Annotated in this window: 25 protein-coding genes; 11 read left to right on the top strand and 14 right to left on the bottom strand. The window is 69.8% G+C overall.

The window, feature by feature from the left end; translation table 11 throughout:
• Positions 1–12 precede the first annotated feature (12 nt).
• Positions 13–471: an Lrp/AsnC family transcriptional regulator gene (locus tag QSK18_RS10065; RefSeq protein WP_232812777.1), complete on the bottom strand. Its 459-nt coding sequence runs from the start codon at positions 469–471 to the stop codon at positions 13–15.
• Between the two features lie 93 nt (positions 472–564).
• Between QSK18_RS10065 and QSK18_RS10060 the strand changes: the two genes are divergently transcribed.
• Positions 565–981 (top strand): rhodanese-like domain-containing protein, encoded by a 417-nt coding sequence (locus QSK18_RS10060; RefSeq protein ID WP_285618105.1) that lies wholly within the window; start codon positions 565–567, stop codon positions 979–981.
• Positions 982–1045: 64 nt separating this feature from the next.
• Positions 1046–3061, top strand: coding sequence for a GMC oxidoreductase (locus tag QSK18_RS10055; protein ID WP_285618103.1), 2016 nt, complete (start codon positions 1046–1048; stop codon positions 3059–3061).
• Here the strand turns inward: QSK18_RS10055 and QSK18_RS10050 are convergent.
• The 3 genes from QSK18_RS10050 to QSK18_RS10040 all read right to left on the bottom strand — a co-directional run bounded on the left by QSK18_RS10050 (position 3053) and on the right by QSK18_RS10040 (position 6059).
• Complete coding sequence (locus QSK18_RS10050; RefSeq protein ID WP_232812774.1) at positions 3053–3733, bottom strand: SDR family oxidoreductase; 681 nt, start codon at positions 3731–3733, stop codon at positions 3053–3055. The two genes, QSK18_RS10055 and QSK18_RS10050, sit on opposite strands and share 9 nt — an antisense overlap.
• Before the next feature lie 75 nt (positions 3734–3808).
• Positions 3809–5389 carry an MDR family MFS transporter gene (locus QSK18_RS10045; protein ID WP_232812773.1) on the bottom strand — a complete coding sequence of 527 codons (1581 nt, stop codon included), beginning with the start codon at positions 5387–5389 and terminating at the stop codon, positions 3809–3811.
• A 64-nt stretch (positions 5390–5453) separates the two neighbouring features.
• Positions 5454–6059, bottom strand: a complete 606-nt coding sequence (locus QSK18_RS10040) for a TetR family transcriptional regulator (RefSeq protein WP_232812772.1) — start codon at positions 6057–6059, stop codon at positions 5454–5456.
• A gap of 196 nt (positions 6060–6255) precedes the next feature.
• Between QSK18_RS10040 and QSK18_RS10035 the strand changes: the two genes are divergently transcribed.
• Positions 6256–6519: a hypothetical protein gene (locus QSK18_RS10035; protein WP_232812771.1), complete on the top strand. Its 264-nt coding sequence runs from the start codon at positions 6256–6258 to the stop codon at positions 6517–6519.
• Positions 6520–6545: 26 nt separating this feature from the next.
• Positions 6546–6959, top strand: a complete 414-nt coding sequence (locus QSK18_RS10030) for a PIN domain-containing protein (RefSeq protein ID WP_352396520.1) — start codon at positions 6546–6548, stop codon at positions 6957–6959.
• Positions 6960–7008: 49 nt separating this feature from the next.
• Here QSK18_RS10030 and speG read toward each other — a convergent pair whose 3' ends face one another.
• A complete protein-coding gene (gene speG, locus QSK18_RS10025) occupies positions 7009–7542 on the bottom strand; it encodes a spermidine N1-acetyltransferase (RefSeq protein WP_232812769.1) in 534 nt (177 codons plus the stop codon).
• Between the two features lie 78 nt (positions 7543–7620).
• Here speG and QSK18_RS10020 point away from each other — a divergent pair, with 78 nt between their 5' ends.
• Entirely contained in the window at positions 7621–8448 is an 828-nt protein-coding gene (locus tag QSK18_RS10020) for a PhzF family phenazine biosynthesis protein (protein WP_285618095.1), read from the top strand.
• A 4-nt stretch (positions 8449–8452) separates the two neighbouring features.
• On the opposite strand, the gene QSK18_RS10015 is transcribed toward QSK18_RS10020, so the two are convergent.
• The 4 genes from QSK18_RS10015 to QSK18_RS10000 form a co-directional block, all read right to left on the bottom strand.
• Positions 8453–9421 (bottom strand): VWA domain-containing protein, encoded by a 969-nt coding sequence (locus QSK18_RS10015; protein WP_232812767.1) that lies wholly within the window; start codon positions 9419–9421, stop codon positions 8453–8455.
• Between the two features lie 138 nt (positions 9422–9559).
• Positions 9560–10534, bottom strand: coding sequence for an SAM-dependent methyltransferase (locus QSK18_RS10010; protein WP_285618092.1), 975 nt, complete (start codon positions 10532–10534; stop codon positions 9560–9562).
• A 93-nt stretch (positions 10535–10627) separates the two neighbouring features.
• Entirely contained in the window at positions 10628–11551 is a 924-nt protein-coding gene (locus QSK18_RS10005) for an RNA polymerase sigma factor (RefSeq protein ID WP_285618090.1), read from the bottom strand.
• A 52-nt stretch (positions 11552–11603) separates the two neighbouring features.
• On the bottom strand, positions 11604–12479 hold the full coding sequence (locus tag QSK18_RS10000; RefSeq protein WP_232812764.1) for an AraC family transcriptional regulator: 876 nt from the start codon (positions 12477–12479) through the stop codon (positions 11604–11606).
• 128 nt (positions 12480–12607) lie between these two features.
• Here QSK18_RS10000 and QSK18_RS09995 point away from each other — a divergent pair, with 128 nt between their 5' ends.
• The 4 genes from QSK18_RS09995 (at position 12608) to QSK18_RS09980 (ending at position 16793) form a co-directional block, all read left to right on the top strand.
• Positions 12608–13153 carry a carboxymuconolactone decarboxylase family protein gene (locus QSK18_RS09995; protein ID WP_285618089.1) on the top strand — a complete coding sequence of 182 codons (546 nt, stop codon included), beginning with the start codon at positions 12608–12610 and terminating at the stop codon, positions 13151–13153.
• Between the two features lie 150 nt (positions 13154–13303).
• On the top strand, positions 13304–15226 hold the full coding sequence (locus QSK18_RS09990) for a PAS domain-containing protein (protein WP_285618085.1): 1923 nt from the start codon (positions 13304–13306) through the stop codon (positions 15224–15226).
• Positions 15227–15480: 254 nt separating this feature from the next.
• Positions 15481–15873: an aspartate/glutamate racemase family protein gene (locus tag QSK18_RS09985; RefSeq protein WP_232812761.1), complete on the top strand. Its 393-nt coding sequence runs from the start codon at positions 15481–15483 to the stop codon at positions 15871–15873.
• An 8-nt stretch (positions 15874–15881) separates the two neighbouring features.
• Positions 15882–16793, top strand: a complete 912-nt coding sequence (locus QSK18_RS09980) for a GNAT family N-acetyltransferase (RefSeq protein WP_232812760.1) — start codon at positions 15882–15884, stop codon at positions 16791–16793.
• 53 nt (positions 16794–16846) lie between these two features.
• Here the strand turns inward: QSK18_RS09980 and QSK18_RS09975 are convergent, their stop codons facing one another.
• On the bottom strand, positions 16847–17947 hold the full coding sequence (locus QSK18_RS09975; RefSeq protein ID WP_285618081.1) for a ScyD/ScyE family protein: 1101 nt from the start codon (positions 17945–17947) through the stop codon (positions 16847–16849).
• Between the two features lie 163 nt (positions 17948–18110).
• Between QSK18_RS09975 and QSK18_RS09970 the strand changes: the two genes are divergently transcribed.
• Positions 18111–18758: a LysE family translocator gene (locus QSK18_RS09970; RefSeq protein WP_232812758.1), complete on the top strand. Its 648-nt coding sequence runs from the start codon at positions 18111–18113 to the stop codon at positions 18756–18758.
• Positions 18759–18765: 7 nt separating this feature from the next.
• On the opposite strand, the gene QSK18_RS09965 is transcribed toward QSK18_RS09970, so the two are convergent.
• Positions 18766–19173 (bottom strand): OsmC family protein, encoded by a 408-nt coding sequence (locus tag QSK18_RS09965; protein WP_285618078.1) that lies wholly within the window; start codon positions 19171–19173, stop codon positions 18766–18768.
• Between the two features lie 99 nt (positions 19174–19272).
• On the opposite strand from QSK18_RS09965, the gene QSK18_RS09960 reads away from it, so the two are divergent.
• Complete coding sequence (locus tag QSK18_RS09960; RefSeq protein WP_232812756.1) at positions 19273–19644, top strand: HPF/RaiA family ribosome-associated protein; 372 nt, start codon at positions 19273–19275, stop codon at positions 19642–19644.
• A gap of 138 nt (positions 19645–19782) precedes the next feature.
• Here the strand turns inward: QSK18_RS09960 and QSK18_RS09955 are convergent, their stop codons facing one another.
• From QSK18_RS09955 to QSK18_RS09945, 3 genes are read right to left on the bottom strand one after another with little or no spacing between them, the layout of a single operon-like run.
• Positions 19783–21015 carry a glycoside hydrolase family 1 protein gene (locus QSK18_RS09955; RefSeq protein WP_285618076.1) on the bottom strand — a complete coding sequence of 411 codons (1233 nt, stop codon included), beginning with the start codon at positions 21013–21015 and terminating at the stop codon, positions 19783–19785.
• Between the two features lie 14 nt (positions 21016–21029).
• Entirely contained in the window at positions 21030–23297 is a 2268-nt protein-coding gene (locus tag QSK18_RS09950; RefSeq protein ID WP_285618074.1) for a family 78 glycoside hydrolase catalytic domain, read from the bottom strand.
• A 30-nt stretch (positions 23298–23327) separates the two neighbouring features.
• Complete coding sequence (locus QSK18_RS09945) at positions 23328–24620, bottom strand: MFS transporter (protein WP_285618072.1); 1293 nt, start codon at positions 24618–24620, stop codon at positions 23328–23330.
• Positions 24621–24755: the final 135 nt, after the last annotated feature.

Here is a 24755-nt window from a genome sequence, read left to right as displayed (position 1 = left end):
GAGTGGTAAGGGTCAGGCGGGGGCGAGGTTCCGCCGGGGCAGCGGGCTGGAGTAGACGACGTTGGTGGTGATCCCGCCCAGCGTGGCCAGCCTGCCGGTGATCCGCTCGAGGTCACGCATGGAACGGGCCAGCACCTTGAGCACGAAGCAGTCGTCGCCGGTGACGTGGTGCGCCTCGATCACCTCGGGGGTCACGTCGAGCAGGTCGTGCAGCGGCTTGTAGTTGCCACTGGGGTAGGCCAGCCGGACGAACGCGGTCACGCTGTAGCCCAGGGCCTCCGGATCAAGAACGGCGCTGTAGCCCACGATCACGCCGCTGTCGGTCAGCCGGCGCAGGCGCTCGGTGGTCGCGCTGGCCGACAGGCTGATGGCCCGGCCCAGGTCGGCGACCGAGATCCGGCCGTCCTCCTGCAGCTCCTCCAGAATGCGATGATCGGTCGCATCCAGTGACGGCCGTGGATTCGTCGACATGCTGCGCAAGCTACCAGCGAATCCACGGCCACAAGCCGTAGGTGCCGTGGGATGCCCATGGTGCCCACCGGCGTCCTCAGGTTGTCTGGAGGCATGGAAACCCCGCTCACAGCCGCCGCCTTCTTCGCCGCGAAACTCGCCTTCCAGACCGACCCGGCCGACCTCGCCGCAGCCCGGGCCGCCGGTGCCGCGCCCCTGGTCATCGACGTGCGCTCCGAGGAGGGATGGCGGGCCGGACGCATCCCGGGGGCAGTGCACATCCCCGGCCCGCAGTTGCTCGAACGCATCGGCGAGGTGGCACCCGACCTCGGTACCGCGATCGTCGTGTACTGCTGGGGGCCCGGCTGCAACGGCAGCACCAAGGCCGGTCTGGATCTCGCCACCCGGGGCTACACCGCGGTCAAGGAACTCATCGGCGGATTCGAGTACTGGGTCCGGGAGGGACTGGCCGTCGCCACCGAGACCGGCCGTACCCGCCAGGCTCCCGATCCCCTGGCCGCGCCGGCCTGAAGCCTAGGGCCGGTCTCGAGCCTAGGCTGGGGGCACCCCAGGTCCTGCCACGAAGGAGCCGCCCGTGTCCCCGGCCAATCCGCTCGACGAGGCCACCTGGGAACGCCTGGGCACACTGATGGACCAGGTGATCCCGCCCGACGAGTACCCCTCGGCCTCCCAGGCCGGGGGCGCCGGGTTCCTGGCCTCACTGCTGGCCGAGCGCCCCGACTGGATCGAGCGCCTGCAGGCAGTGGCCCGGGAGGCGACTGCGAGCGAACACTGGGACTGGTTCGCCGAGATGGTCGCGGGCGGCTACTACGCCGATCCGGCGAACGGCGGTAACGCCGGGGCGGCCTCGTGGCGCATGGTGGGCTGGCAGGCCGAACCGCTGGGCGGCTGGCCCGATCCGGTACCCGCCGCCGAAGCCGCGCGCACGATCGTCCATCCGCGGGATCTCGAAAGTCGTTACGACGCGATCGTGATCGGCTCGGGTGCCGGTGGCGGGGCGGCCGCCTGCGGTCTGGCCGAGGCCGGTCGGCGGGTGCTGGTGGTGGAGGCGGGCCAGTGGCCCTCGATCGACGAACTGCATCGCGATCATCTGCGGAACCCTCGTTCGGACTGGGGTCTCGCACCGCTGAGTGGTCCAACGGATGCTGAACATGTACGGGTTCTCGAAAACGGCCAAATAGTAACGCCGTTGGACGGGTCCTGGAACAACAACGCCTTCACCGCCGGTGGTGGCACCCGCGTCTACGGCGCCCAGGCCTGGCGTTTCAGCCCGCTCGACTTCCGCATGGCCTCCACCTACGGGGTGCCGGAGGGCAGTGCGCTCAGAGACTGGCCGATCTCCTACGAGGACCTCGAGCCCTACTACGAACGCGCCGAGTGGGAGATCGGAGTCAGTGGAGGCCCGCACGACGGTCGCTGGGCCGGTCCCCGCGCTCGCGAGCTTCCAATGCCAGCGCTGTCCAGCGGATCTCGGCGGGAGCGCCTGGCCCAGGCCGCCGAGTCTCTGGGCTTCGGCACCGTGCCTGTGCCCCTACTGATCAATTCACGGCCCTACCTGGGCCGTCGTGCCTGCTCACGGTGCAACCTGTGTATCGGGTTCTCCTGCCCCGACGATGCCAAGAACGGTTCGCAGAACACCATGCTCACGCGGGCTTTCGCCACCGGCCGGGCGCAGATCGTCCTGGGCACAAGAGCTTCTCAACTGCTTACGGACGTCCATGGGCGCGTTGTCGGGGCCACTCTCGTCGGCGAGGTGGACGGGGTGGTGTGGCGACGCGACATCCACGCCGCCGAGATCGTGGTGTCGGCCGGGGCGGTGGAGTCGGCACGACTGCTGCTCAACAGCCGCAGCGATCGCGAACCCGACGGCATCGGCAACAACAACGACCTCGTCGGGCGCCACCTGCAGGGGCACGTCTACGGCGGTGCCCTCGGGCTTTTTCAGGATGTGGTCGAAGACCTGATCGGTCCGGGCCCGTCGATCGCCACCACCGACTACCGCCATCACAACGGCGACATCGTCGGTGGCGGCATCATCGCCGACGAGTTCGTGGCCACACCGGCCAACACCTACTGGTACCTGGTCAGCGCCGGCTTCATCCCTCGCACCGGCCCGGCGAGTAAGGAGGGCATGCGCCGCTACGTACGCCGCAGCCTGCGCCTCATGGGCCCGGTGCAGGAGATGACCTCGGCCGAATCACGGGTGCGGGTGGACGAGAACGTGCGCGACCCCTTCGGTGTGCCGGTGGCGCGCTTCAGCGGCAGCATCCACCCCGAAGACCTACGCGCGCGGGACTCCACGAGCCGGACGAGCGGCGCCTGGCTGCGAGCGGCCGGAGCGGTGAACGTTGCCGAGTTCGGCGGAGCGCGGAAAGGTCCTTCCGGGGGTCAGCACCAGGCCGGAACCCTGCGCATGGGCTCGGACCCGTCGAACTCGGTGGTGGACGAGTACGGCCGGGTGTGGGGGCACGAGAACCTGCGCATCATGGACGGTTCGGTGCACGTCACGAACGGCGGGGTGAACCCGGTGCTGACCATCTTCGCCACCGCCCTGCGCAGCGTGGAGCAGATGACCGGCGGATCACAGTGAGGTCGTGCCCCGCACCCGATGCCCGGTGGCGATCGACTCACCCGAGATCGCGCCCGCGCGCGGAGAAATCAGGAACGTGACCAGGTCCGCGATCTGCTCAGGACTGGACTCGCCCGGACGCCCCGGCTGCACCTCGGCCGCCGGATCCTCGGTCACCGGCCCCGGATTGACCACGTTCACCGTGACTCCCGACCCGGCGGCCCCGTCGGCCAGGTTCTTCGCCGCCACGATCAGCGCCGCATTGCGCACCGCCCCGGTCACATTGCCGGTCAGGAAGGCGTTCTGCCCACTGATCCCGACGATCCGGCCGTAACCGGCGGCGGTCATGACCGGCAGCGCCGCATTCACCAGCCGCAGGAACGACAACGCCTTCGCATCGACCGCCTCCAGCACCTGCTCCGGATCGGAGTTACGCGCCGGATCGAGCGTCTGCGCGCTCGGCGCCGCCGTCACCACCAGCCCGTCCAGCCGGCCGTGCTGCTCCAGCACCGCCGCGAACCCGGCCTGCACCGACTGCTGATCCTGCGCATCGATCACCAGCCCCTCCTCGGCATGCCGCGAGGCGACCAGCGCCGTGGCGCCCTCCTGCCGCAGCCGGCCCACCACCGCCCGCCCGATCAGCCCGGTACCGCCCACCACCAGAACGACGCGCCCACCCAGTTCAAGGTCCACGGCCACGACCCTACCGACCAGGGGCAAAGCAGGAACCGGGGACGACGCGAGCGCGTCGTCCCCGGTCCCCGTCGCTCACACCCGGGCGTCCTCGACCACGGGATCGGCGTCCGGCTCGGCCACGTGCCCGTCGGACAGTTCCTTCTCCGGCAGCAGGAAGGCCAGGACCAGGCCGACCGCGAAGATCGGGATCAGGTACAGGAACACCGGCGTCAGGGCGTGCTGGTAGGAGGCGATCACCGCGTCCTGGGCGGCCTGGGGCAGGGCGTGCACCAGGGCCGGGGTCAGCGAGTCGGCGTTGCCCACGGCCTGGGCCGAGGACGCGTCCAGACGCTGGGCGAGCTGGTCGGTCAGGCGGCTGGTGAACACCGCTCCCACCGCCGCGATGCCCAGGGTGGCGCCGATCTCCCGGAAGAAGTTGTTCGCCGAGGTGGCGGTGCCGACGTCCGAGGCGGGGAAGTCGTTCTGCACGGCCAGCACCAGGGTCTGCATCATCAGGCCCAGGCCGGCGCCCAGGATGAAGACGTACACGCAGATCAGGGCGAGCACGGTGTCCACCGTGAGGGTGCTCATGGCCAGGGCGGCGACCATGACCAGGGCGACGCCGGCGATCGGGTACCAGCGGTAGCGGCCGGTGCGGCTGATCGCGTTGCCCGAGGGGATCGCCGCCGACATGATGCCGACCACCATCGGGATCAGCAGCAGCCCGGACTCGGTGGCGCTGACGCCGTAGACCATCTGCAGGTAGGTGGGCAGGTAGCCGATGATCGCGAACATCCCGACGCCGATCACGATCATGCCGATCAGCGTGGCCAGGTTGAAGATGCGGCTGCGGAACAGGTGCAGCGGGATCAGCGGTTCCTCGACGCGCGACTCCCAGACGAAGAACAGGACCCAGGCCAGGATGCCGCCGGCGCCGGTGCCCAGCACGATCGGGTCGGTCCAGTCGTACTCCGTGCCGCCCCAGTCGGCCACCAGCACGGTGCTGGTCACGGCCGCGGCCATCAGCACGAAGCCGACCACGTCCAGGCGGGCCTGGACCTGGCGCTTGGGCAGCTTGAGCACCACGGCGCAGACCACCAGGGCCAGGATGCCCAGGGGCAGGTTGATCCAGAACGCCCAGCGCCAGCCGATGCTGTCGGTGAACCAGCCGCCCAGCAGCGGGCCGGCCACGGAGGAGAGACCGAAGACGGCGCCGATGGGCGCCATGTACTTGGCCCGCTGACGGGCCGGCACCAGGTCGGCGATGATCGCCTGCGAGGTGATCATCAGGCCACCGCCGCCCAGACCCTGGATACCCCGGCCGATGATCAGCCAGGTCATGTCCTGCGCCAGTGCAGCGATGGTGGAACCGACCAGGAAGATCCCGATGCCCGACAGGAACAGCGTCTTACGGCCGATCAGGTCGCCGATGCGGCCGTAGACCGGCATCGCGATGGTGGCGGCCAGGATGTACGCGGTGGTCACCCAGGCCATGTGCTGCACGCCGTGCAGTTCACCCACGATGGTGGGCAGGGCGGTGCTGACGATGGTCTGGTCCAGCGCGGACAGCAGCATGGTGAGCATGAGACCGCTGAAGATCACCCAGAAGTTGGCGGGAACCTCGGAAGGCCCGCTGTTCTGCGGTGCTCGCGCGGCCGGCAGTGATTCGGCCATGGTGGAACTCTCCGGAAAAGAAGATTGAGGACGGGGGTGCGCGCCTTCGCGCGGGGATCTCGCCTCAGGGGGCGAGGAAGCTGTGGAACAGGGCCACGGTCTGCTCGACCTGGGGCAGCAGGTCCGGTGAGGAGTGCGGGCTGCGCGACCAGCTCTGCAGACCGGTCCGGATCGCCGAGAAGGCGAGCGAGGTGATCAGTACCGGCGTCACGTCGAGCGGGTCCAGGCCCAGGCGCTGGGCGGCGACCTCGCCCACGCTCCGCTCGAACCGCTCGAAGTTGGTCAGCATGGCCGCCATCAGCGCCGGATGCTGCTGAGCCAGTTCCATGACCTGGCTCAGCTCCTCGCGCTGGGGCTGGTTCTCCGACAACTCGCGCAGCAGCAGCCGGGTCAGGTCGCGCAGCACCTGCACCGGCTCCTGCCCGGGCTGGGCCAGGAACTCGGCCAGCGCGTCGTCGGGCAGGACCGTCGGCCCGGCGATGACGGCCGCCTCCTTCGATGGGAAGTAGTTGAAGAAGGTGCGCCGCGAGATGCCGGCCGCGCTGCTGATCATGTCGACGGTGACGTGCTCGAACCCGTGCTCGCCGACCAGCCGGAGGGTGGCCTCGTGGATCTCCCGCTCCGTCGCCTTCCGGCGCCGCTGCCGCAGATCACCCTGCTTCGCTTCCATACCTGCAAGTATTGCACGTCGTGCAAGTTTTGCGCGCTGAGCATTCGGGTGAACCTATGAAAGGCATTTTCGCTAATGGAGCGGAAATTCCGTTCCAAGATCGGTATCTGCTTCCCAGATGGTTCGGTCAAGACAAGCTCTTGTGGGTGCGCATGCGTACCCGTACCCTGGCGCGGACGATCCAGGGAGGTCCGGCATGGCCGATGCGAATATCCGGCTACCTGAAGAGGCGAGAGACCGTCTGGCCGCAGTCGCTGCGGCTCAGGGCCTCTCGTTGAGGGCCTACTTGTCCCGCCTGGCCGCAGAAGTCGCAACCCCTGCGGAGCTGGCCGAGCGCGCCGAGCGGGCTCGGGCGGTTCTCCAGGAGTGGAACGGCTACGACCCGTCTGCGCAGAGCGCTGCCGACGCCCGCGCGGAGCTCAACCGCCGGCTGCGTGCGCTGCCGTCCGTGCAGCGGTGAGCCCGGCATCAGGGCACTGGGTGCAGATGCTACACATCATCTTCGACGACTCCGCGCTCGTGGCCGCGGGCCGAGGCAACGCACTCGCTTCTGCGCTCATCGCTCAGGCGCATCCGATGCCCGCCCGGGGCCAGGACGATGCAGATCCGGACGAGGAGGCTCCGATCGCCCGGATCTACGTGGCTGCCTGTGCCCTGGTCGAGGCTGAGCGAACGCGTCCCGGTACCGGAGCGCACATCGCGGCCTTGCCGAACCTCGAGGTCCTTCCTCTGGATCTGGCTGCTGCACTGCCGGTGGCGGACTCGCAGGAGTGGGCGGCCTCGCACACGCTTCACGCTGCCCGGCCTTCCCCGGAGTTACCGGAAGGGGCGGTGGTTGCCACCACCCGGCCGGAAGAGTGGGCCGGTCGCCCCGTCCGGGTGCTGGATCTGTCCCCGTGAGGTCGTTGGCTGAGCGGCGCTCGCACCGGCTCCTGGCGAGCTGCGGGCGTCAGCTCTCGCGGTCGGTCCTGCCCAGGTGCTCGTGCTGCAGGATCCCCATCCGCAGGGCGTTGCGGTAGCGGCCGTCGGCGAAGTACTCCTCGCGCAGCTCGCCCTCGGTGACGAAGCCGGCCTGCTGGTAGATGTGGATCGCCTTGGGGTTCTCCACACTGACGATCAGGTAGACCTTGTGCAGGTTGAGCACGGCGAAGGCGTAGTCGAGGGCCCGCGTGGTGGCCTCGCGGGCGTAGCCCCGGCCCTGGAAGCCCGGCGCCACGATGATCTGGAACTCGGCGGTGCGGTGGATGTAGTCGATCTCCACCAGTTCGACGATCCCGGCCCGCACGCCCTCGGGGGCCTCGATGACGAAGCGCCGCTCGCGGTTGTCGTGGATGTGCTGGGCGTAGATCTCCCGCAGTTCCTGCAGCGACTCGTAGGGCTCCTCGAACCAGTACGTCATGATCTTCGAGTCGTTGTTGAGCGTGTGCACGAAGTCGAGGTCGTCCGGTTCCAGCGCGCGCAGTCTGATCGTCACGCCGCTCATTACAGCAGCTCACCTCCAGGCCAGTACTGCCCGATTGGCCCGCGAGAACGATCTTGCGCCGGGCTACGGTCGCCGACCATGGAGATCCTCAGGTTCCGCGCCTTCACCACCCCCGGGACGGATCCGCTCTCGGGCAACCCGGCCGGGGTGGTGACCGGTGCGGACGACCTCACCGAGACGCAGATGGCGCAGATCGCGGCCGATCTGGGGTTCAGCGAGACCGCGTTCCTGTCCCGGATCAGTGCCGACGCGGCGCACGTGCGTTACTTCACGCCCCGCGCCGAGATCGCCTTCTGCGGCCACGCCACCATCGCCTCCGGCGTGGCCCTGGCCCGCCGCGGATCCGCCCCGACGGTCACCTTGACCACCGCCCTGCGCGGAGACGTACCCGTCGCCGTCACTCCCGAGACCGCCACCCTCACCGCGGTCGACAGCGCCGTTCACCCCCTGAACGACGACCAGCTCACCCCGCTACTGGCTGCGCTGCGACTGACCCCCGCTGACCTGGACCCCGAACTCCCGCCGGCCTTCGTACAGGGCGGCAACCCGCACCCCCTGCTCTTCGTGCGCACCGGCGTACTGGACCGACTCGACCACGACGACCAGGCCGTCCTCAATCTGCAGAACCAGAACGGCTGGGACGGCACCGTGCCGGTGGTCCACCGCCTCGCCGAGGACAAGTTCCACTCACGCAACCCCTTCCCGCGCGGCGGCATCCGCGAGGACCCGGCCACCGGCTCGGCCGCCGCCAGCCTGGGCTACTACCTGCGCGCCGGCGGCCACCTGCCCACCCCGGCCACGATCGAGGTCCGGCAGGGCGCCGAAGCCGGCCGCCCCTCACTGATCAGCGTCGAGATCCCCGACGACGGACGAGTCCGGGTGACCGGAACCGCCGCCGAGCTGTAGCCGGTCAGATCAGCCGGGCGAACCACCGCAGCGAGAAGGCGGCGGCCACCAGGGCGAACAGGAACGCGCCGGCAGCGAAATAGGGGGCCAGTTCGCGGGCTTCGGTGGTCCAGGCGATCGACGAACCGATGTCGTCGTACACCTGCCGCAGCTGTTCCACGCTCTCGGCCTGGTAGGCCGTTCCGCCGGTCAGATCCGCCACCCGGGCCAGGGTTTCGGCGTCGGCCGGTACGCGCCGCTCGCGCTCGGTGCCCTCGTCGATCACGCCTTCGGGGGTGCCGTAGGCGATCGTCGACACCGGGACCCCGGCCTTCGCCGCCGCTGCGGCGGCAGCCTCGGGAGGACGTCCATTGATACTGGTTCCGTCGGAGAGCAGGACGATCCGCGCCGGGATCTCCTCCGTCTGGGCAGGATCGGTGGGCGTGAGCCGGGTCTGCAGGTCGCGCACCTGCTCGAGTGAGGTGAAGAGTCCTTCGCCGATGGCGGTGGAGGTCCCGAGCGAGAGGCCGGTGAGGGCGCGGCGGACGGCCGCGTGATCGGTCGTCGGAGAAGCCAGCACCGTGGCGAAGCCCTCGAAAGAGACCAGGCCGATGCGGTACTCGTCCGGAAGCTGGTCCACGAACTGGATGCCCGCCGCCTTGGCCGCCTCGAGCCGGTTGGGCTCCACGTCGGTGGCGCGCATGGAGCCGGACACGTCGATCGCGATCATGACGGTGGCCTGCTCGCGCTGCACCCGCACGTCCGCCTCCGGCCGGGCCGCCGCGGTCACGAGCAGTACCAGCGACACCAGGCCCAGGCCGCCGGTCAGCGAGCGGCGCCAGCCCGGTCGTTCGGGAACGAGTCGTTGCAGCATGTCCGGGGAGGCGAAGCGGGCGGCGAAGTGCTGGCGCCGGCGGCTGACGAAGAGCGCGGCGACCAAGAACCCGGCCAGGGGGACCAGGAGCAGGAGGAACCACGGGGAGAGGAAGGTCATCGGGCGCAGGCCCGGGCCTGAGGGCGAGAATCCGGCATGACGTAAACCTCAGCATGCGCCCCCGAAAGCCTGCGGAAGGCCAGTCGAAAGGGGAGCGAAAGGGCCGCGACGACCAGATACCGTCGCGGCCCGCCCGAACTACTGCTGCTGGTTGCGCATCACCGCGAGATTGCCGAGGTTGGTGGTCACCTGACGCACCAGCACGAACCCGGCCGCCCGGGCCTCCGCCGCCAGTTCTTCGGCCGTACGCCCCGCCGCGATCCCGCGCAGCCCCTGCTGCACCACATCGGTCGGGCCGGCGGGCTGCTCCTGCAACACCAGCAGCCCGTCGGCGGTCAGCGCCCGGCGCAGCGCGCTCAGCGTGCCGGGCCGGCTGTTGTCGGGGAAGAACGCCTGCGCCCAGTAGGCCACCTTGAAAACGGCCCGCTCGTCGAGCGTCTGGGCATCAGCGCACCGCAACTGCACCTGCTCGGTCAGGCCCAGTTCGTCGCGGCGGCGCTCGGCCTCGGCCACAACCTCGGGCACGATGTCCACGCCGAGGAGCTTCAGGTGCGGATACAGCTGCGCCGTGGTCAGCAGCGCTCCGCCGATACCGCAGCCCAGATCGAGCATCGGCCCGCCACCGGCCAATTCGGCCTCGACCTCGGGAATTGCCGCGTACACAGACCGGTAGAGCATCTGCGTCACCGGATCGGCCACAACCCCCGAATCTTTGGCCACGATCAACGCCTCGGTGCCGGTCAGGTCAGGGACCGTGCCGTCCAGCTTCTCCAGGGCGGCCAGGTCGAGGCGCACCGAGGCCAGCACACTCTCCAGATCTACCCCCGAGGCCCCGTTGACCAAGGCGGCGAACGCGGGCGTCAGTTGGTAGGCGCCCGCGGTCTCGGTCACCACACCGACCTGCTTGAGGACGTCTGTCACGCCTTGGGTGCGCTCGGGCGCCCAGGACGGTGTGGTCAGGTCGGGGAGCGGGGTGGGTTCACGCAGCGTGTCCAGCCAGCCCAGCCGGTGCACGGCTTCCAGGATGGCCAGCGTCTGCGCGCCCTTCGCCCACTCGCGGATCACGCCGCGGGCCCCCAGGGCCTCGATCAGCGGCGGCTGCTGCTCGGACATGGTTCAGTCTCCAATGCGCTCGTCTTCTCGGGCGGACGGGACTGGATGCCGCAGGTCGCCGGAAACTGCGCCGAATCTGCTGTGATCCGGGTCTCAGCCCGGATGGTGCGTGCCGTAGGAGATACCCATCCGCGCCACCCGGCCCTGTTCCAGGCTGAACAGCGCAACCATGGTGGGCGGGCAGTGCTCCGGGTCCGACGGCGGATTGACGAAGTCCGCCTCCCACAGCAGCACGTCCTTGCTGGACATCGTGTGATGCAGCCGCACCCCGACGTCTGCACTGAACGTCCAGTCCAGCATGTCCAGCAGCAGCGAACGGTCGCCGTGAATGAGGCCCATGACATCGACCAGGGCGTGCGGGTGGTACCAGTCCTCGACGACCGTGCCGAAGCTGCCGTCGAGCATCGACCCGACGATCTGGGCCGACTCCCGGTGCCAGGCCTCGGCCCGGGCCCCGGCCTCGTCGAACGAGGCCTCCGCGGTCTGCCGGAGCTGCTGGGCCAGGGCCCTCCGCCCGTCCCGGAGCCGGCTCGCCACCGTGTCGGGGGAGATGCCGCACAACGCCGCGATCTGCCGGTACTGCGTGACCCCGCTGAAGTAGCGCAGCATCATGACCTCGCGGATCGGCGCCGACAGCCCGTCCAGGCCGCGGCGGATCCAGTCTGCGGTGGCGGCCTGCTCAAGCCTCTCTTCGCCAGGCGAAGTCACCGGCGGCAGCAGCAGTCCGGGGTCGGCCACCGGCACCGCCTTGCGTGCACGCAGTTGCTGGCGGCAGTTGTTGCGCACCACAGCTTTCAACCAGGGGACGACGGCGCTGGGCTCGCGTAGCTCGGGTAACCGTTGCAGGGCGGTGAGCAGAGCGTCCTGCACCGCGTCCTCGGCGTCGTCGGTGTATCCGAGCAGGGCGATCGCGGTGGCCCGCAGAGCGGCCCGGTGCCGCTCGACCAGCACCGCGAACGCGGCCATGTCGCCGGCCTGCGCCGACCGCACCAGGCTCTCGTCCAGTTCCTCCGCCATCCGTTCATGATCCCCCGATCACGTCCCGGCTCTGCGCATGAACAAAGTGTCGTCAGAGAGCAGTTTGTTCATGCGTAGCGCCACCGGAACCCACCCAGGCACGAGGGGAGCTGCCCAGGTGCTGGGTGAAGACCCGGGAGAAGGACGAGGCGTTGGCGTAACCGAGGTGTGCGGCCACGGAGGCCACCGGGGCGCCGGCGCGCAACTGCTGCTGGGCCAGTGTGAGGCGCCACTGGGTGAGGTACTCGCCGGGGGCCAGGCCGATCTGCTTCTTGAAGTGCGCGGCGAACGCGCTGCGGGACATCTTGGCCTCCCGGGCCATGGTCTCCAGATCCCAGTTCTGCGAAGGGGATTCGTGCAGGGCCAGGAGCAACGGGGCCAGGCGGGGGTCGGCCAGCCCGGTGAACAGGCCGGAGGGCAGGCCGAGTTCGTTCACGTGGTCGAGGATCCAGCGCAGGAGCTGGATGAGGACCACCTCGAAGAGGCGGTCGGCGACCAGGCGGCGGCCGCAGCGCACCTGGTCGACCTCGTCGAAGAGCAGCTGCAGGGCCGGGTCGAGCCCGGCGACGTCGGCGAGCGGGAGCACGATCACCGGGGGCAGGGCGCGCACGATCGGGTGGGTCGGCCCGCCGTCGAAGTCGAGGGCGGCGCAGGCGAAGTCCGAGTCTTCGGTGGGGGCGTTGTGGAAGGCGTGCTCCAGTGGGCGTGGGTAGAACAGCAGGGTGGGGCGGTCGATCTCCAGGCGCTGCAGCCCACCTCCGGGCTCCTGGTGGGTCACCGCCATCTCGCCCTGGCGCAGCACGTGCAGGAACCCGCGGCCGGGCTGGGCGGCGAAGGTGGTCACGCCGCACAGGGGCCCGGTGTGGAACAGGCTGGTGCTGACCCGGAACATCTGCAGCAGCGGCGAGATGCGGTCGAAGTCGCTCACCGGGCCAGTCTAGGACGATCGGCTAAGAAGTGAAGACTTTCTGGCACGTATCGTCCGGCCGCTGGCTGCAGTCTTGTCTCACGGCCCACCGATCAGGTGGGACGAGGAACAAGAACAAGGAGCCTGTCATGGCCAACGTCCCGCTCGTCGACCGCGAGTCCGCCACCGGCCCGGTCAAGGAGCAGCTGGACCAGATCAACGCCGCGTTCGGAACCGTGCCGGCGATGTTCAAGGCGGTGGCCAACTCCCCGGCCGCCCTGCAGAGCCTGTGGGGCGCGTTCGGCGCCTTCGGCGGGGGCACGCTCGGGCCCGCCCTCGGTGAGCAGATCGCCGTGGCGGTGGCCAACCGCAACGCCTGCGAGTACTGCCTGGCCGCCCACACCGCGCTCGGGCGCAAGGCCGGCCTGAGCAAGGACGCGCTCAGCGCCGCGCAGGACGGCCGGTCCGAGGACCCGAAGGTCGCGGCCCTGCTCGACTTCGCCCTGAAGCTGGTGAACGAGCGCGGCCAGGTCTCGGCCGCCGACGTCGGGAAGCTGCGGGAGCACGGCTGGGACGACGAGCAGATCGTCGAGACCATCGCCCAGGTCGCGCTGAACCTGTTCACCAACTACGTGAACATCGCCCTGGACGTGCCGGTCGACTTCCCGACCGTCTCGCTGCGCAGGGCCGGCTGAGAGGTCGCCCCGGCCGGGCCCACGCCGGGCCCGGCCGCCGCGCTGAGCTGATCGGGTGAGGGCCGTCCGGGGTGCTCAGGCCCCCGGCGCCCGCCGCCGACGACGCTCCTGCTACGTCGGGCAGCTGTGCTGCGAGCGGGAGGAATCCTTTTGTCGGATCAGACGGCCCTCACCCAGGACCAGCTCGAGCGGCTGGCCGAGCTCACCAGCCTGGTCGAGGCCTACGAACGCGGCTCGGCCACGGCCGAGTACAGCCCCGACGGCAAGCTGCTGCGGGCCAACCGGCAGTTCGCCGACCTGGTGGGCCACGCTGCGGACGGCATCGTCGGCCAGGAGCACCGGGCGTTCGTGTCGTCCGACGTCGCCGCGTCGGCCGAGTACACCGGCCTGTGGGAGCAGCTGCGCACCGGCAGCAACCCGACCGGGGAGTTCCGGCTGGTCTGGCAGGACGTGCACCAGGATCTCTGGATCCGCTCCACCTTCCTGCCCGTGCGCAACGCCACCGACCAGGTGGTGAAGGTGGTCGAGTACGCGCTCGACGTCACCCCCGGCAAGCGGGCCACCGCCGACGCGCAGGGCAAGATCCAGGCGATCAACCGTTCCCAGGCGGTGATCGAGTTCGACCTGGAAGGTCACATCCTCGACGCCAACGACAACTTCCTGGCCCTGGTCGGCTACTCCCGCTCCGAGGTCGTGGGCCAGCACCACCGCATGTTCGTCACCCCGGAGGATGCCAAGTCCGCTGCCTACCAGGAGTTCTGGCGGCACCTGGGGGCCGGCGAGTTCGTCTCCGGCGAGTTCCACCGGCTGGGCAAGGACGGCCGTGAGGTCTGGCTGCAGGCCGTCTACAACCCGATCCTGGGCATCGACGGAAAGCCCTGGAAGGTGGTCAAGTTCGCGGTCGACGTGACCGCCGCCAAGCTGGCCAACGCCGAGTTCGAGGGCAAGGTAGCAGCGATCAACCGCTCGCAGGCGGTGATCGAGTTCGACCTGGACGGGCACATTCTCGACGTCAACGACAACTTCCTGAACGCCGTCGGCTACACCCGCGACGACGTCGTCGGCCGGCACCACCGGATGTTCGTCGCGCCCGAGACCGCGCAGTCGCACGAGTACGCCGACTTCTGGCGCAGTCTCGCCGAGGGCGAGTTCGTCTCCGGCGAGTTCCACCGCTACGGCAAGGACAACCGCGACGTCTGGCTCCAGGCCACCTACAACCCGATCTTCGGGCTGAACGGCAAGCCCTGGAAGGTGGTCAAGTTCGCCAGCGACATCACCCTGGCCAAGGCCCGCAACGCCGACTTCGAGGGCAAGATCACCGCGATCCGGCGCTCCCAGGCGGTGATCGAGTTCGACCTCGAGGGTGTCGTTCTGGACGCCAACGACGCCTTCCTCGAGCTGATGGGCTACACCCTGGAGGAGGTCCGGGGCCAGCACCACCGGCTGTTCGTGGCCCCCAACGAGACCGGCACCCCCGAGTACGCGGCGTTCTGGGACAAGCTGGCCCGCGGCGACTTCCACTCCGCCGAGTACCGCCGGATCGCCAAGGACGGCCGCGAGGTGTGGATCCGGGCCACCTACAACCCGATCCTCGACGCCGACGGCAGGCCGGTCAAGGTGGTCAAGTTCGCCCACGACGTCACCGCCGAGAAGCTGCGCAACGCCGACTTCGAGAGCCGGGTCGCGGCGATCGACCGCTCGCAGGCGGTGGTCGAGTTCAGCCTCGACGGGCGGATCCTCACCGCGAACGAGAACTTCCTGCGCACCATGGGCTACTCGCTGACCGAGATCGTCGGCCAGCACCACCGGATGTTCTGCACCGGCGACTACGCCACCTCCGACGAGTACCTGGAGTTCTGGGCCCGGCTGCGCAGCGGCGAGTTCCGCTCCGGCCGCTTCCACCGGGTCGGCAAGGGGGGCCGGGACGTGTGGATCCAGTCCAGCTACAACCCAATCCTCGACCTGTCCGGCCACCCGGTGCGGGTGATCAAGTACGCCTACGACATCACCGACCAGGTCCGCCTCGAACAGCAGCTCAACGCCCAGGTGGCCGCGATGAGCGGCACCACCTGATCCCGGATCACGAGGCCGGGCCGGGAAGGCCCGGGAAGCCGACCTGAGGACGCGGGTGGGCACCGATGCGCGATCGGTGCCCACCCGCGTCCCCAGTTCGGTTCGGGTCGGCGTCAGATTCTTGTCAGGAAGGGGATGCGCGCCGTCAGAGTTCGGTCAAGGTCTTTCTCGCTCGTCCCGTCCGGCCCGTTACTGGTTCCACCGCAGCCGCGGTGAAGGACGCGGCGGCCAGGACGAGAGAAGGACGATCCGCAGTGAGAACGATCGGATTGCTCGGCGGGACCAACTGGTCCGAGACGGCGCGCTACTACCGTCTGGCCAAGGAGGTGCTGCGGCAGCGGGACGATGCGCGGGGAACCCGCCTCCTGCTCGACTGGGTGGACGATCACGAGCTCGAGTACCTCCAGGTCACCGTCGACTGGGACGGGGCCGCCGGGCTGCTCGGGGAGCGGGCGGCGTCGATGCGGGAGGCCGGGGCAGGATCGATCATCCTGTGCGGCAGCCTGCACCCGGAGGTGAGCTGGCGGGTGATCCGGGAGCTGAGCGTCCCGGTCGTCGCCCTGCACGAGGCGGCCAGTGCCGACGACGTGGAGGCGGCTGTGCAGCAGGTGCTTTCGCTCAGCGCCGCCGCGTCTCGTCAGCTCTGAAGCACAGCATGCTCAGAAGTCTGACCCAGGCCGACTGTGCGGCCTGGCAGCAGCTGGCCCAAGCCATCCATGACGCCCACGCACACAGCGCCCCGTTCTCTCCCCAGGCCAGTCTCGACGCGTTCCACGGCTCGGTGGACTGCAGCGGAACCCAGCTGATGGGGACGTTCAGCGAGAGCGGCACGTTGGTGGGCTACTTCCGGCTCCGGCCCGGCCGGCGATCGGAACTGCTCGGTGCGGGCGGCGTCCATCCGGATCACCCCGGGCGGGCGACCGGTTCGCTGCTGATGACGGCGATGCTCGAGCAGGCCCGGCGCACAGCCGGTGGCGCCACCCGGATCCGGGTCTCGGCCGATCCGGCGGACCGGATGTGGACAGACGCGGTCCTGGCCCGGGGCTTCGCGGCCGACGGCGGAGCCATCACGATGGAGCACACCCTGCGCGGCCTGCCCTCGATGCCGCCGCCGGAAGGGTTCTCGATCGCGCCGCTGGATCCTGCCCATCAGCCGCAGGTGATGCTGGCCCTGCACAACGAGGTGTTCGCCGACGTGCCGGGCGCTCACCACTGGTCGGCCGCCGACTGGCAGGAGCAGATGCTGGCCAAGCCGCAGCTGCGGCCGGACCTGTCCTTCACGATCAGCCACGGCGATAGGCCGGTCGGGTACCTGCACGCCGAGGAGTGGCCCGGCGAGCGCCGTGAGGTCTGGATCGCCCGGGTCGGGACCCGCCGCGAGTACCGTCAGCGTGGCGTTGCGGGTGCCCTCCTGAGCCACTTCCTGAGTGCCTGCGCCCGAGCCGGTTTCGAGGTGGCCGGGCTCGCAGTGGCTCTCGGCAACCCGTCCCGGCCGGAGAACCTGTACACCAGCCTCGGCTTCCACGTGGAGTCGCGAGCCTTCGACTACGTGCTGCCGTTGCGGTGAGGAGCCGGTCGGCGTGGTGGGGCGTCGTTGCGACCGCCCCACCACGGGCCGCGCTACCTGATCGAGACGATGCTCCCCGGCCCGCTCGGCGAGGCGAGCGTCCCGGCGTAGAGGTTGCCGTGGGCGAACTGCAGCGACAGGGCGTTGGGCAGGTCGACGTACTTGGAGACCTTGCCGTTCTCCACCTTGGAGATGCGTCCGGCGAACATCTCGGCCACGTAGATGCTGCCCTTGGGGTCGACCGCGAGGTTGGTGGCGCCCAGGAAACCACCCGCGACCGTGGTGACCTTGCCCTGCCAGTCCACGTGGACGACTGAGCCGCGGGCGCCCAGGCTCGGGTCTTCCGGGCCGCCGGGCAGGAGGCTGACCAGCAGGCCGGTCTTGGTCACCTCGACGTCGGTGGGCACCGACTCGAAGTGGTAGACCGCGCCGACCACGCAGGCGGGCAGGCCCAGCGCGTCGGCCCCTTCCTGGGTGATCGTGCTCGCCTGGCGCGGCAGCACGGCCAGGGTGCTGACCTTGCCCTTCTCGTCCACCTTGAGCAGGTCGTTGCCGCCGGCGTCGGCCACCACCCACGAGGTCTTGTCCAGCGCGGCCACGGCGTAGGGGTGGGAGTCGACGCCGCCGTTGTACTTGGCGCCGCCCCAGGCTGCGAACGCTGCCTCCTGGCACGGCGTGGGGTTGTCGATGCCGTACGAGACGGCCTGGTCGGGGTTGCTGGTCTTGTCGTAGGCCAGCAGGTCCGCGGTGTGCGTCTGCTTCTTGCCCTTGATCACCAGTTCGGCGCGGGTGGTCGGGCCGCCGTTCTCGGCATCGCCCTGCTGGATGCCGTAGGCGACGTCGCCGCGGGAGTTCATCGCCAGCGCGCTGAGGCCCTCCGGCGTCTTGAACAGCTCGTACAGCTTCTTGCTGGACAGCTTCGACACGGTCGACGCGGCGCCGTCGGAGACCAGGAGCGTCTTGCGGCCGTAGGTGATCTGGAACGGTGCCTTGACCGAGGTGTCGAGCACCTTGATCTTGGGCGGGCGGGGCTTGGCCGGGTCGGCGGCGAACGCCGTGGCCGGAGCGGTGACCAGGGCGATGGTGGCCGCCGCCGCGAAAACGGTGCGCGTGGTGGTCTTCAGGCGGGTCATGGCCGGCCGTGAAAGCGTCATCCTTCTTCTTCCCCCAAGTAGATGCTGACTTTTGTCAGCCAGGACGAGCGGATGCTGGCACGGGGGTCTGCGCGTGCGAGGGGGAACGCGGCACTTCTGAACGAACGCTCCGGCCGGGGTACGCCGAACGTCCGGGCGGGTCGCTGCGCTACGGTCAGGGTCCGTGACGACGCTGAACGCTTTGTGGTCTTTCGCGCTCGTGGTGGGCCTGCTCACCCTGACCCCCGGCCTGGACACCGCCCTGATCGTGCGGACCGCGGCCATCGGGCACTCGCGACGCGCCTGGGGCGTGGTCGCAGGCATCCAGACCGGCACGCTGACCTGGGGCATTCTGACCTCCCTGGGCATCACCGCGGTGCTGACGGCCTCGGCGCTGGCTTACGAGGTACTGCGCTGGGCGGGCGCGGCCTACCTGCTCTGGATGGGCCTGAGCATGCTCTGGAGCACCCGACGTCCGGCCGCCGGGGAACCAACGATGGACGAGTCGGGGCCGGCGACGGGGGAGGGCGGCGGTTTCCGGTCGGGCTGGCGTCAGGGCACGGTGACCAACCTGCTCAACCCCAAGATGGGCGCGTTCTACGTGGCGTTGCTGCCGCAGTTCATCCCCGCCGGGGCCTCACCCCTGACCTTCGGTGTGCTGCTGGCCTGCGTGCACATCGCACTGGGCGTGGTCTGGTCGACGATTCTGGTGCTCGTCGCCCGCCGCCTGCGCAACGTGCTGCAGCGCCCCGCGGCCCGGCGGGTGATGGACCGCGTCACCGGAACCGTCATCGCGGGCTTCGGCATCAAGCTCGCCGCCAGCAGCCACTGACTTCGAGCTACTCCTGACCGGCGGCGGGCACTCGCCGCACCGTGGCCCCGGCCCGGATGGCGCGGGGGATCTCCGCCACCTGATCAACTGCCTCCAGAACACCGGCCACATCGTCCGCGCCGGCGGGACTGTCGACTTCGACGCTGTACGTGATGCCCCGTGAGACCCAGGTATCGGTGTCGAAGTCGCCGGTCGCCGAGACCCGCACCCCGGCGACCGCGACGCCCAGCCGCTGCGCCTCGCGGTACACGTCGTTCAGGACACAGCCCGCAGCCGACAGATGAAGCAGGTGGGCGCCGGTGAACGCTGCCTGCACCGCCACCCCCTCGTCGCTCCAGCGGTGCGGGAAGTGCACCGCCTCCGGGTCGGTGCTGCGGTAGGAGCCTGCGCTCACGGTGACACCGAGATCGTCCACGACATCAGCATGGCACCGCGGCCGCGAATGTGAAGAGGCGAGGGCCGGGCGGATGTGCAAGCCTGCCGGGCAACATCAGAACGCGATGGAGGTTAGCTCGTGCAGATTCAGGTCCAGACCGACAAGCACGTCAAGACCGAGACGGACTGGATCGAGGATGAGCTCGAGTCGGCGCTCACCCGCTACGCCGACCAGCTCGTCCGGGTCGATGTCCACCTGAGCGACGAGAACGGCGACAAGCCCGGCAACGACGACATCAAGTGCAGCCTCGACGCCCGCCTGGCCGGCGTGAAGTCGCTGGTCGTGACCGACTCGGCCGGCAACGTGGGCGACGCCTTCCGCGGCGCCCTCGGCAAGCTGACCAGGTCGCTGGAGCACAGCACGGCCAAGCTCGCGGCCCGCCGCGGACGCGACTCGATCCGTACCCCGGCCGAGATGCCGGAACTGCCCGAGGAAGTCGTCTCCCAGTAACCGTCCGCCGTCCCGGCCGGTGAGGTCACCGGCCGGGACGGCCCCTGCGCCGGTCACGGCCGCCAGGCGTTCACCACGTCCTCGGGCCCCGGAAGTCCCGGGCCAAGAATGTCCCGGCCGTCGTCTACCGGTCTACGCTTACCGCGCTGCCGCGACCACTGCGGCGTAGGCCTTGGCGCTGGGCTTGGGGGTGCGCTCGAAGGTCTCGCGGTCGACCTCGTGCAGGCCGAACTTCATGCCGTAGCCGAAGATCCACTCGAAGTTGTCGAGCAGGGTCCAGTGGCAGTAGCCGAGGACCGGGACACCGTCGGCGACGGCCTTCTGCAGGCCGGCCAGGGCGGGCTCGATGAAGGCGGCGCGTTCGGAGTCGTTCTGGGTGCCCATGCCGTGTTCGGTCACCAGCACCGGCACGCCGGCCACCTGGTGGGCGTAACGTACGGCCCCGCCGAGGGACTCGGGGCGGATGGCGCTGCCCATCTCGTTCAGGGTGGTGCCCTCGGGCAGGGCGACGCGGCCGTCGGCGTCGTACTCGACGCGCTCGTAGTTCTGCACACCGATGAAGTCGTCGCCGCGCGCCAGTTCGAGCCAGTGGTCGTAGACGTCGGCGCGTTTGCGGGCGACGATCTCTTCACCGCCGGGCCGGGCCACGTCGTCGATGATTGCGATGGACAGGCCCACCGGCAGGTCGGGGCGCACGGCCTTGACCGCGTCGCGGGCGGCGAGGTGGGCCCGGGTCAGGCCGTCGCGCATGTCCGGGAAGTCGTCGTCGGTCATCACGTTCCCGGCGAGGTACCGGGTCACGCCCGCCTTCTCGGAGGCGGCGCGCAGGGTGGCAGCCTGAAGGTCCTTCACCGGCTGGGGCAGGCCCTCCCACTGCAGCAGCGGCACCAGGTTCGGCTCGTTCAGGGTCACGGCGACCGCGATGCGGTCGCCGAAGCGCCGGGTGACCAGGGCGCAGAAGTCGGCGAAGCGCTGGGCGGCGTCGGGGGCGGTCCAGGAGCCGTTGGCCGAGAACCAGTGCGGGGCGGCGAAGTGTGAGAACGTCACCACCGGGGCCAGGCCGCGCTCCAGGCAGCCGTCGACGACCGCCTCGTAGTGGGCCAGGGCCTCCTGGCTGATCACCCCCGGCTGCGGCTCGATCCGGGCCCACTCCACCGAGAAGCGGAACGCGTTCAGGCCCATGTCCTGGGCCAGGTCGAGGTCGGTGGGCCAGAGGTCGTACGAGCGGCAGGCCTGGCCGGAGGGCTCGCGGAACACGGTGGGCTCGACCTGTTCCAGGAACCAGATGTCGCTGTGGCGGTTGTCGCCCTCGTTCTGGTGGCCGGCGGTGGCCACGCCCCAGAGGAAGCCGGGCGGGAAAGCGGTGCTCATGGTGGTACTCCTCGTCAGTCAGACACTCGTTGCGGGGCGAGCCAGGTGAGTTCGTGCTCGCCCGGCGCCAGTTCGGTCTCGGTCTCATCGGGGAGCCGGACGACCGCGGGAACCGGGACGCTGAGGCGCAGTTTCACCGAGTCGCTGGTGCGGTCCCAGCGGACCCGGATCAGGCCGTGTCGCGATTCCAGCGACCCCTCGGCCCATTCCAGCGGCATGGTGAGCTCCGGCTGCACCAAGACCTTCGCGTACCCGGGTTCCAGCGGGGCGATTCCGGCGACCGAGCGGTGCAGCCAGTCGGCCACGGCGCCCAGGGCGTAGTGGTTGAAGCTGGTCATCTCGCCGGGGTTGATCGAGCCGTCGGGCAGCATCGAGTCCCAGCGTTCCCAGATCGTCGTGGCACCCATGGTCACCGGGTACAGCCACGACGGGCACTCCCTCTGCAGCAGCAGTTTCGCGGCCGTGTCGATGTGCCCGGTCTCGCTGAGGGCGTGCAGGATGAACGGCGTGCCGGCGAACCCGGTGGAGATGTGATGTCCGCTCTCGGCAACCAGCTCCGCAAGCCGCCGGCCCGCCCAGACGTGCTGGTCGGCGTCCAAAAGCCCGAAGACGATGGCCAGGGTGTAGACGGTGGTGGCGTCGCTGTGAATGCGCTCGCCACTGACGTACTCGGTCTGGAAGCCCGCACGCACCCGGTCCGCCAGCGCCCGGAAGCGGGCCGCCTCGCCCTCAAGTTCGAGAACCTCGGCGGCCTGCGCCATCAGCGATGCGGTGCGGAAGAAGCAGGCGGTGGCCACCACACCGGATTCGGCCTTGGCCGCCCACGGCTGTTCGGGTGGCGCGTCGGGGTCGAGCCAGTCGCCGAACTGCATGTCGGTGTCCCACACATCGGCCTCGGACAGGCGTCCCTCGACCTTTTCGGTGTGCTGCAGCATGGAGGGCCAGGCCTCGCGCAGCACGGTCGCGTCGCCGTAGGCCTCGTAGACCGCCCAGGGCACCCAGACCGCGGCATCGCTCCAGATCGCCGTGACGTCGAGCTTGGGCAGATCGGGCATCGGGATGTACTTGAGCGGGTCGGGGGCGACGGTGGGAACGCCGTAGTCCCCGTGTGCCTGTTCGAGGGCGAGGTCTCGGAGCCAGTCGCGCAGGAAGGTCTCGCTGTCGGCGAGAAAGGTTGCGGTGGGGGCGAATGCGGACAGGTCGCCGGTCCAGCCCAGGCGCTCGTCGCGCTGCGGGCAGTCGGTGGGCACGTCGACGAAGTTGCCGCGCATGCCCCAGACCACGTTCTCGTGCAGCCGGTTGAGATCGGGTTCGGAGCAGGCGAAGTGGCCCGTGCGGGGCAGGTCGGAACTGATGACGACGGCGGTGAGGGCCTGCGCGAGGTCGCCGTGGGTGCCGGTGAAGCCGGACACCTCGGCATAGCGGAAGCCGTGGAAGGTCAGGGTGGGCTCGAAGACGTCGTCACCGCCGGAAAGGGTGAACCGGTCGGTGGCTTTTGCGGTGCGCAGGGGGCGCACACCGAGTTCGTCGTTCTCCAGGACCTCGGAGTGGCGCAGAGTGATCACCTGGCCGGCCCGGCCCCGTGCGGTGAGCCGGATCCAGCCGACGAGGTTCTGCCCGAAGTCGACCAGGGTCGCGCCGGACGGGCTGGTCCAGATCTTCTCGGCCTTACGTTCGAGCTGGGCCCGTACGGGTGGGGCGATGTACGGCTCGAGTGCCTGACCTTCACGGAGCGGGATCTCGGTGAAGGACGAGTGCCAGGACGAGTCGTCGAAAGCCGGCGAGGACCAGCCGGCCGGGACGGCGCGGGCGTCGATGGACTGGCCGTCGTAGAGGTCGTTGGCGGTGGTGCCGCTGGGGGCGGCCCGCCAGGTGCCGTCGTCGGTGGTGACCACCGACGTCCGTTCGCCGTTCTCGTACTCGATCTCCAGGGCCGCGTAGCCGGCCAGCTGCGAGCCGTACACGGCCGAGGTGCCCTTCCAGCCCAGACGTCCCCGGTACCAGCCGTTTCCGAGGGCCAGGCCGAGGGCGTTGCGGCCGGGCCGGACCAGGGACGTCACGTCGAGCTCGTCGTACCGCAGCCGCCACTCGTAGCTCGACCATCCGGGGGTGAGCAGGTGGTCACCGGCCCGGGAGCCGTTCAGGTACGGCTCGACCACCCCGAGCGCGCTGACCCGCAGGATCGCCGCGGTGACGGTGCGCGCCTCGTCGAGGGTGAACGTCCGGCGCAGCAGGGGGGCGCCGCCGAAGTCGTCGAGGGGAGAGATGAAGACTGCGGTCATGGTGGGATTCCTTGCTTGGGGAGGCCGGTTTCAGCGGGCCGCGCGGATGAACAGGATGACCAGGCCACCCAGGACCGCGGAGATGCCGCCGGTGATGAAGACGGCCGCGTAGTTCTGGGCGCCGTCGGCGGCACCGACGGTGAGCAGGGCCGGGGCCACCGCGGCGACGATCGAGACCGGCAGGTTGTCGGCCAGTTTGATGATCGCCAGGTCCTTGGCCGGGTTGTCCGGGTCGGGCAGCAGCTGGGTGGCCAGGGCGAGCTCGACGCTGAAGTAGACGCCCTGCCCGAGAGCGACCACGGCGCAGGCCATCAGGTAGGTGGGCAGGCTGTCGGCCAGGCTGGCGAGGTAGAGGCCGATGCCCAGGACGACGGCGGCGACCAGGATGAAGGGCTTGCGCACGCCGAGGCGGTCGGAGACGCGGCCGAGGGCGGGGGCCACCAGGATGGTCAGGCCGGCGTTGATCACCACGGTGAGCAGGACGGCGCCGCTGATCCGGGCCGGGTCGACGTGCAGCTCGGAGAGCAGGTAGATGACCTGGTAGGCGTTGATCGCGGCGACGCCGGAGAAGACCAGCATGCGGCTGGTGAAGACCAGGGCGAACCCGGGGTGCCGGACCGGGTCGACCCAGAAGGTGCCGAGGAACTCGCGCAGGTTCAGCTGGGGGCGTTCCTGCAGGAACTGCGGGTCACGCAGGACGACGGCCAGGGTGCCGATGGCGAACAGGGCGAAGACGGCGGGGATCAGCATCTGGGCGGTGAGCGAGGTGTTGAAGACCTGGCCGATGCCGGTGCCGATCAGGGCGCCGAGCGGGGTGCCCAGGCTGACCAGGGCGGCGGCCGGGCCGCGCCGGTCGGGCGGCAGCTGGTCGGCGATCAGGGCGGTGGCGACCACCTGGGTGCAGACGGCGCCCAGGGTGAGGAAGAGATTGCCGGCGGTCAGCATCCACGCATTGGCGGCGGCCAGCATGACCAGGGAGCCCACCACGTAGGAGGCGGCGCCCACGAGCAGCCAGGGGCGACGGCGCCCGTAGCGGGAGCGGGACAGGTCGCTGAGGCGCCCCACCAGGGGCAGGGCGACCACGGTGAACACCCCGGCGACGCCGGTGGCCAGGGAGATGACACCGGCCGCGCCGGCCTCGTCGATGCGGGTGGCCTTGAGCGAGAGGGTCAGCAGGGCGGAGGACATCTGCGCGCAGCCGCTGCCGATCACGGCCAGGAACAGAAAGAGCACGAATCCGCGGGGTGGAGCGAGGTGAAGCTTCGGGCCGGCTGCGGGCGCCCGGAGGGCGTCCGACGGTCCGAGGGGGGACGTCGTTGTCATGGCGAGCACCTTTGCTGCGGTTGCTGGGAAGACGGTGAGTCGGGTGTTCCAGCTGGTAGTTGCAGAACTGTAGGTCTGATTTACCACCGTGGCAAACATTCGGGAGGTGGGAATTTCCCGTGAGAAACTTGTCCG

It is taken from the genome of Kineosporia sp. NBRC 101677 (assembly GCF_030269265.1).
GTDB lineage: Bacteria > Actinomycetota > Actinomycetes > Actinomycetales > Kineosporiaceae > Kineosporia > Kineosporia rhizophila.
Note: the sequence above shows the minus strand (reverse complement) of the source record. Positions and strands in the feature narration are given on the sequence as shown.

Bases quoted from the DNA above. Each gene is read 5' to 3' on its own strand.
- QSK18_RS10020 (WP_285618095.1), top strand. From the start codon at position 7,621: ATGGAGATCCTCAGGTTCCGCGCCTTCACCACCCCCGGGACGGATCCG.
- QSK18_RS10035 (WP_232812771.1), top strand. From the start codon at position 6,256: ATGGCCGATGCGAATATCCGGCTACCTGAAGAGGCGAGAGACCGTCTG.
- QSK18_RS10010 (WP_285618092.1), bottom strand. From the start codon at position 10,534: ATGTCCGAGCAGCAGCCGCCGCTGATCGAGGCCCTGGGGGCCCGCGGC.
- QSK18_RS10060 (WP_285618105.1), top strand. From the start codon at position 565: ATGGAAACCCCGCTCACAGCCGCCGCCTTCTTCGCCGCGAAACTCGCC.
- QSK18_RS10005 (WP_285618090.1), bottom strand. From the start codon at position 11,551: ATGGCGGAGGAACTGGACGAGAGCCTGGTGCGGTCGGCGCAGGCCGGC.
- QSK18_RS10065 (WP_232812777.1), bottom strand. From the start codon at position 471: ATGTCGACGAATCCACGGCCGTCACTGGATGCGACCGATCATCGCATT.
- QSK18_RS10045 (WP_232812773.1), bottom strand. From the start codon at position 5,389: ATGGCCGAATCACTGCCGGCCGCGCGAGCACCGCAGAACAGCGGGCCT.
- QSK18_RS09955 (WP_285618076.1), bottom strand. From the start codon at position 21,015: ATGAGCACCGCTTTCCCGCCCGGCTTCCTCTGGGGCGTGGCCACCGCC.
- QSK18_RS10040 (WP_232812772.1), bottom strand. From the start codon at position 6,059: ATGGAAGCGAAGCAGGGTGATCTGCGGCAGCGGCGCCGGAAGGCGACG.
- QSK18_RS10030 (WP_352396520.1), top strand. From the start codon at position 6,546: ATGCTACACATCATCTTCGACGACTCCGCGCTCGTGGCCGCGGGCCGA.
- QSK18_RS10015 (WP_232812767.1), bottom strand. From the start codon at position 9,421: ATGACCTTCCTCTCCCCGTGGTTCCTCCTGCTCCTGGTCCCCCTGGCC.
- QSK18_RS09995 (WP_285618089.1), top strand. From the start codon at position 12,608: ATGGCCAACGTCCCGCTCGTCGACCGCGAGTCCGCCACCGGCCCGGTC.
- QSK18_RS09945 (WP_285618072.1), bottom strand. From the start codon at position 24,620: ATGACAACGACGTCCCCCCTCGGACCGTCGGACGCCCTCCGGGCGCCC.
- speG (WP_232812769.1), bottom strand. From the start codon at position 7,542: ATGAGCGGCGTGACGATCAGACTGCGCGCGCTGGAACCGGACGACCTC.
- QSK18_RS09950 (WP_285618074.1), bottom strand. From the start codon at position 23,297: ATGACCGCAGTCTTCATCTCTCCCCTCGACGACTTCGGCGGCGCCCCC.
- QSK18_RS09980 (WP_232812760.1), top strand. From the start codon at position 15,882: ATGCTCAGAAGTCTGACCCAGGCCGACTGTGCGGCCTGGCAGCAGCTG.
- QSK18_RS09975 (WP_285618081.1), bottom strand. From the start codon at position 17,947: ATGACGCTTTCACGGCCGGCCATGACCCGCCTGAAGACCACCACGCGC.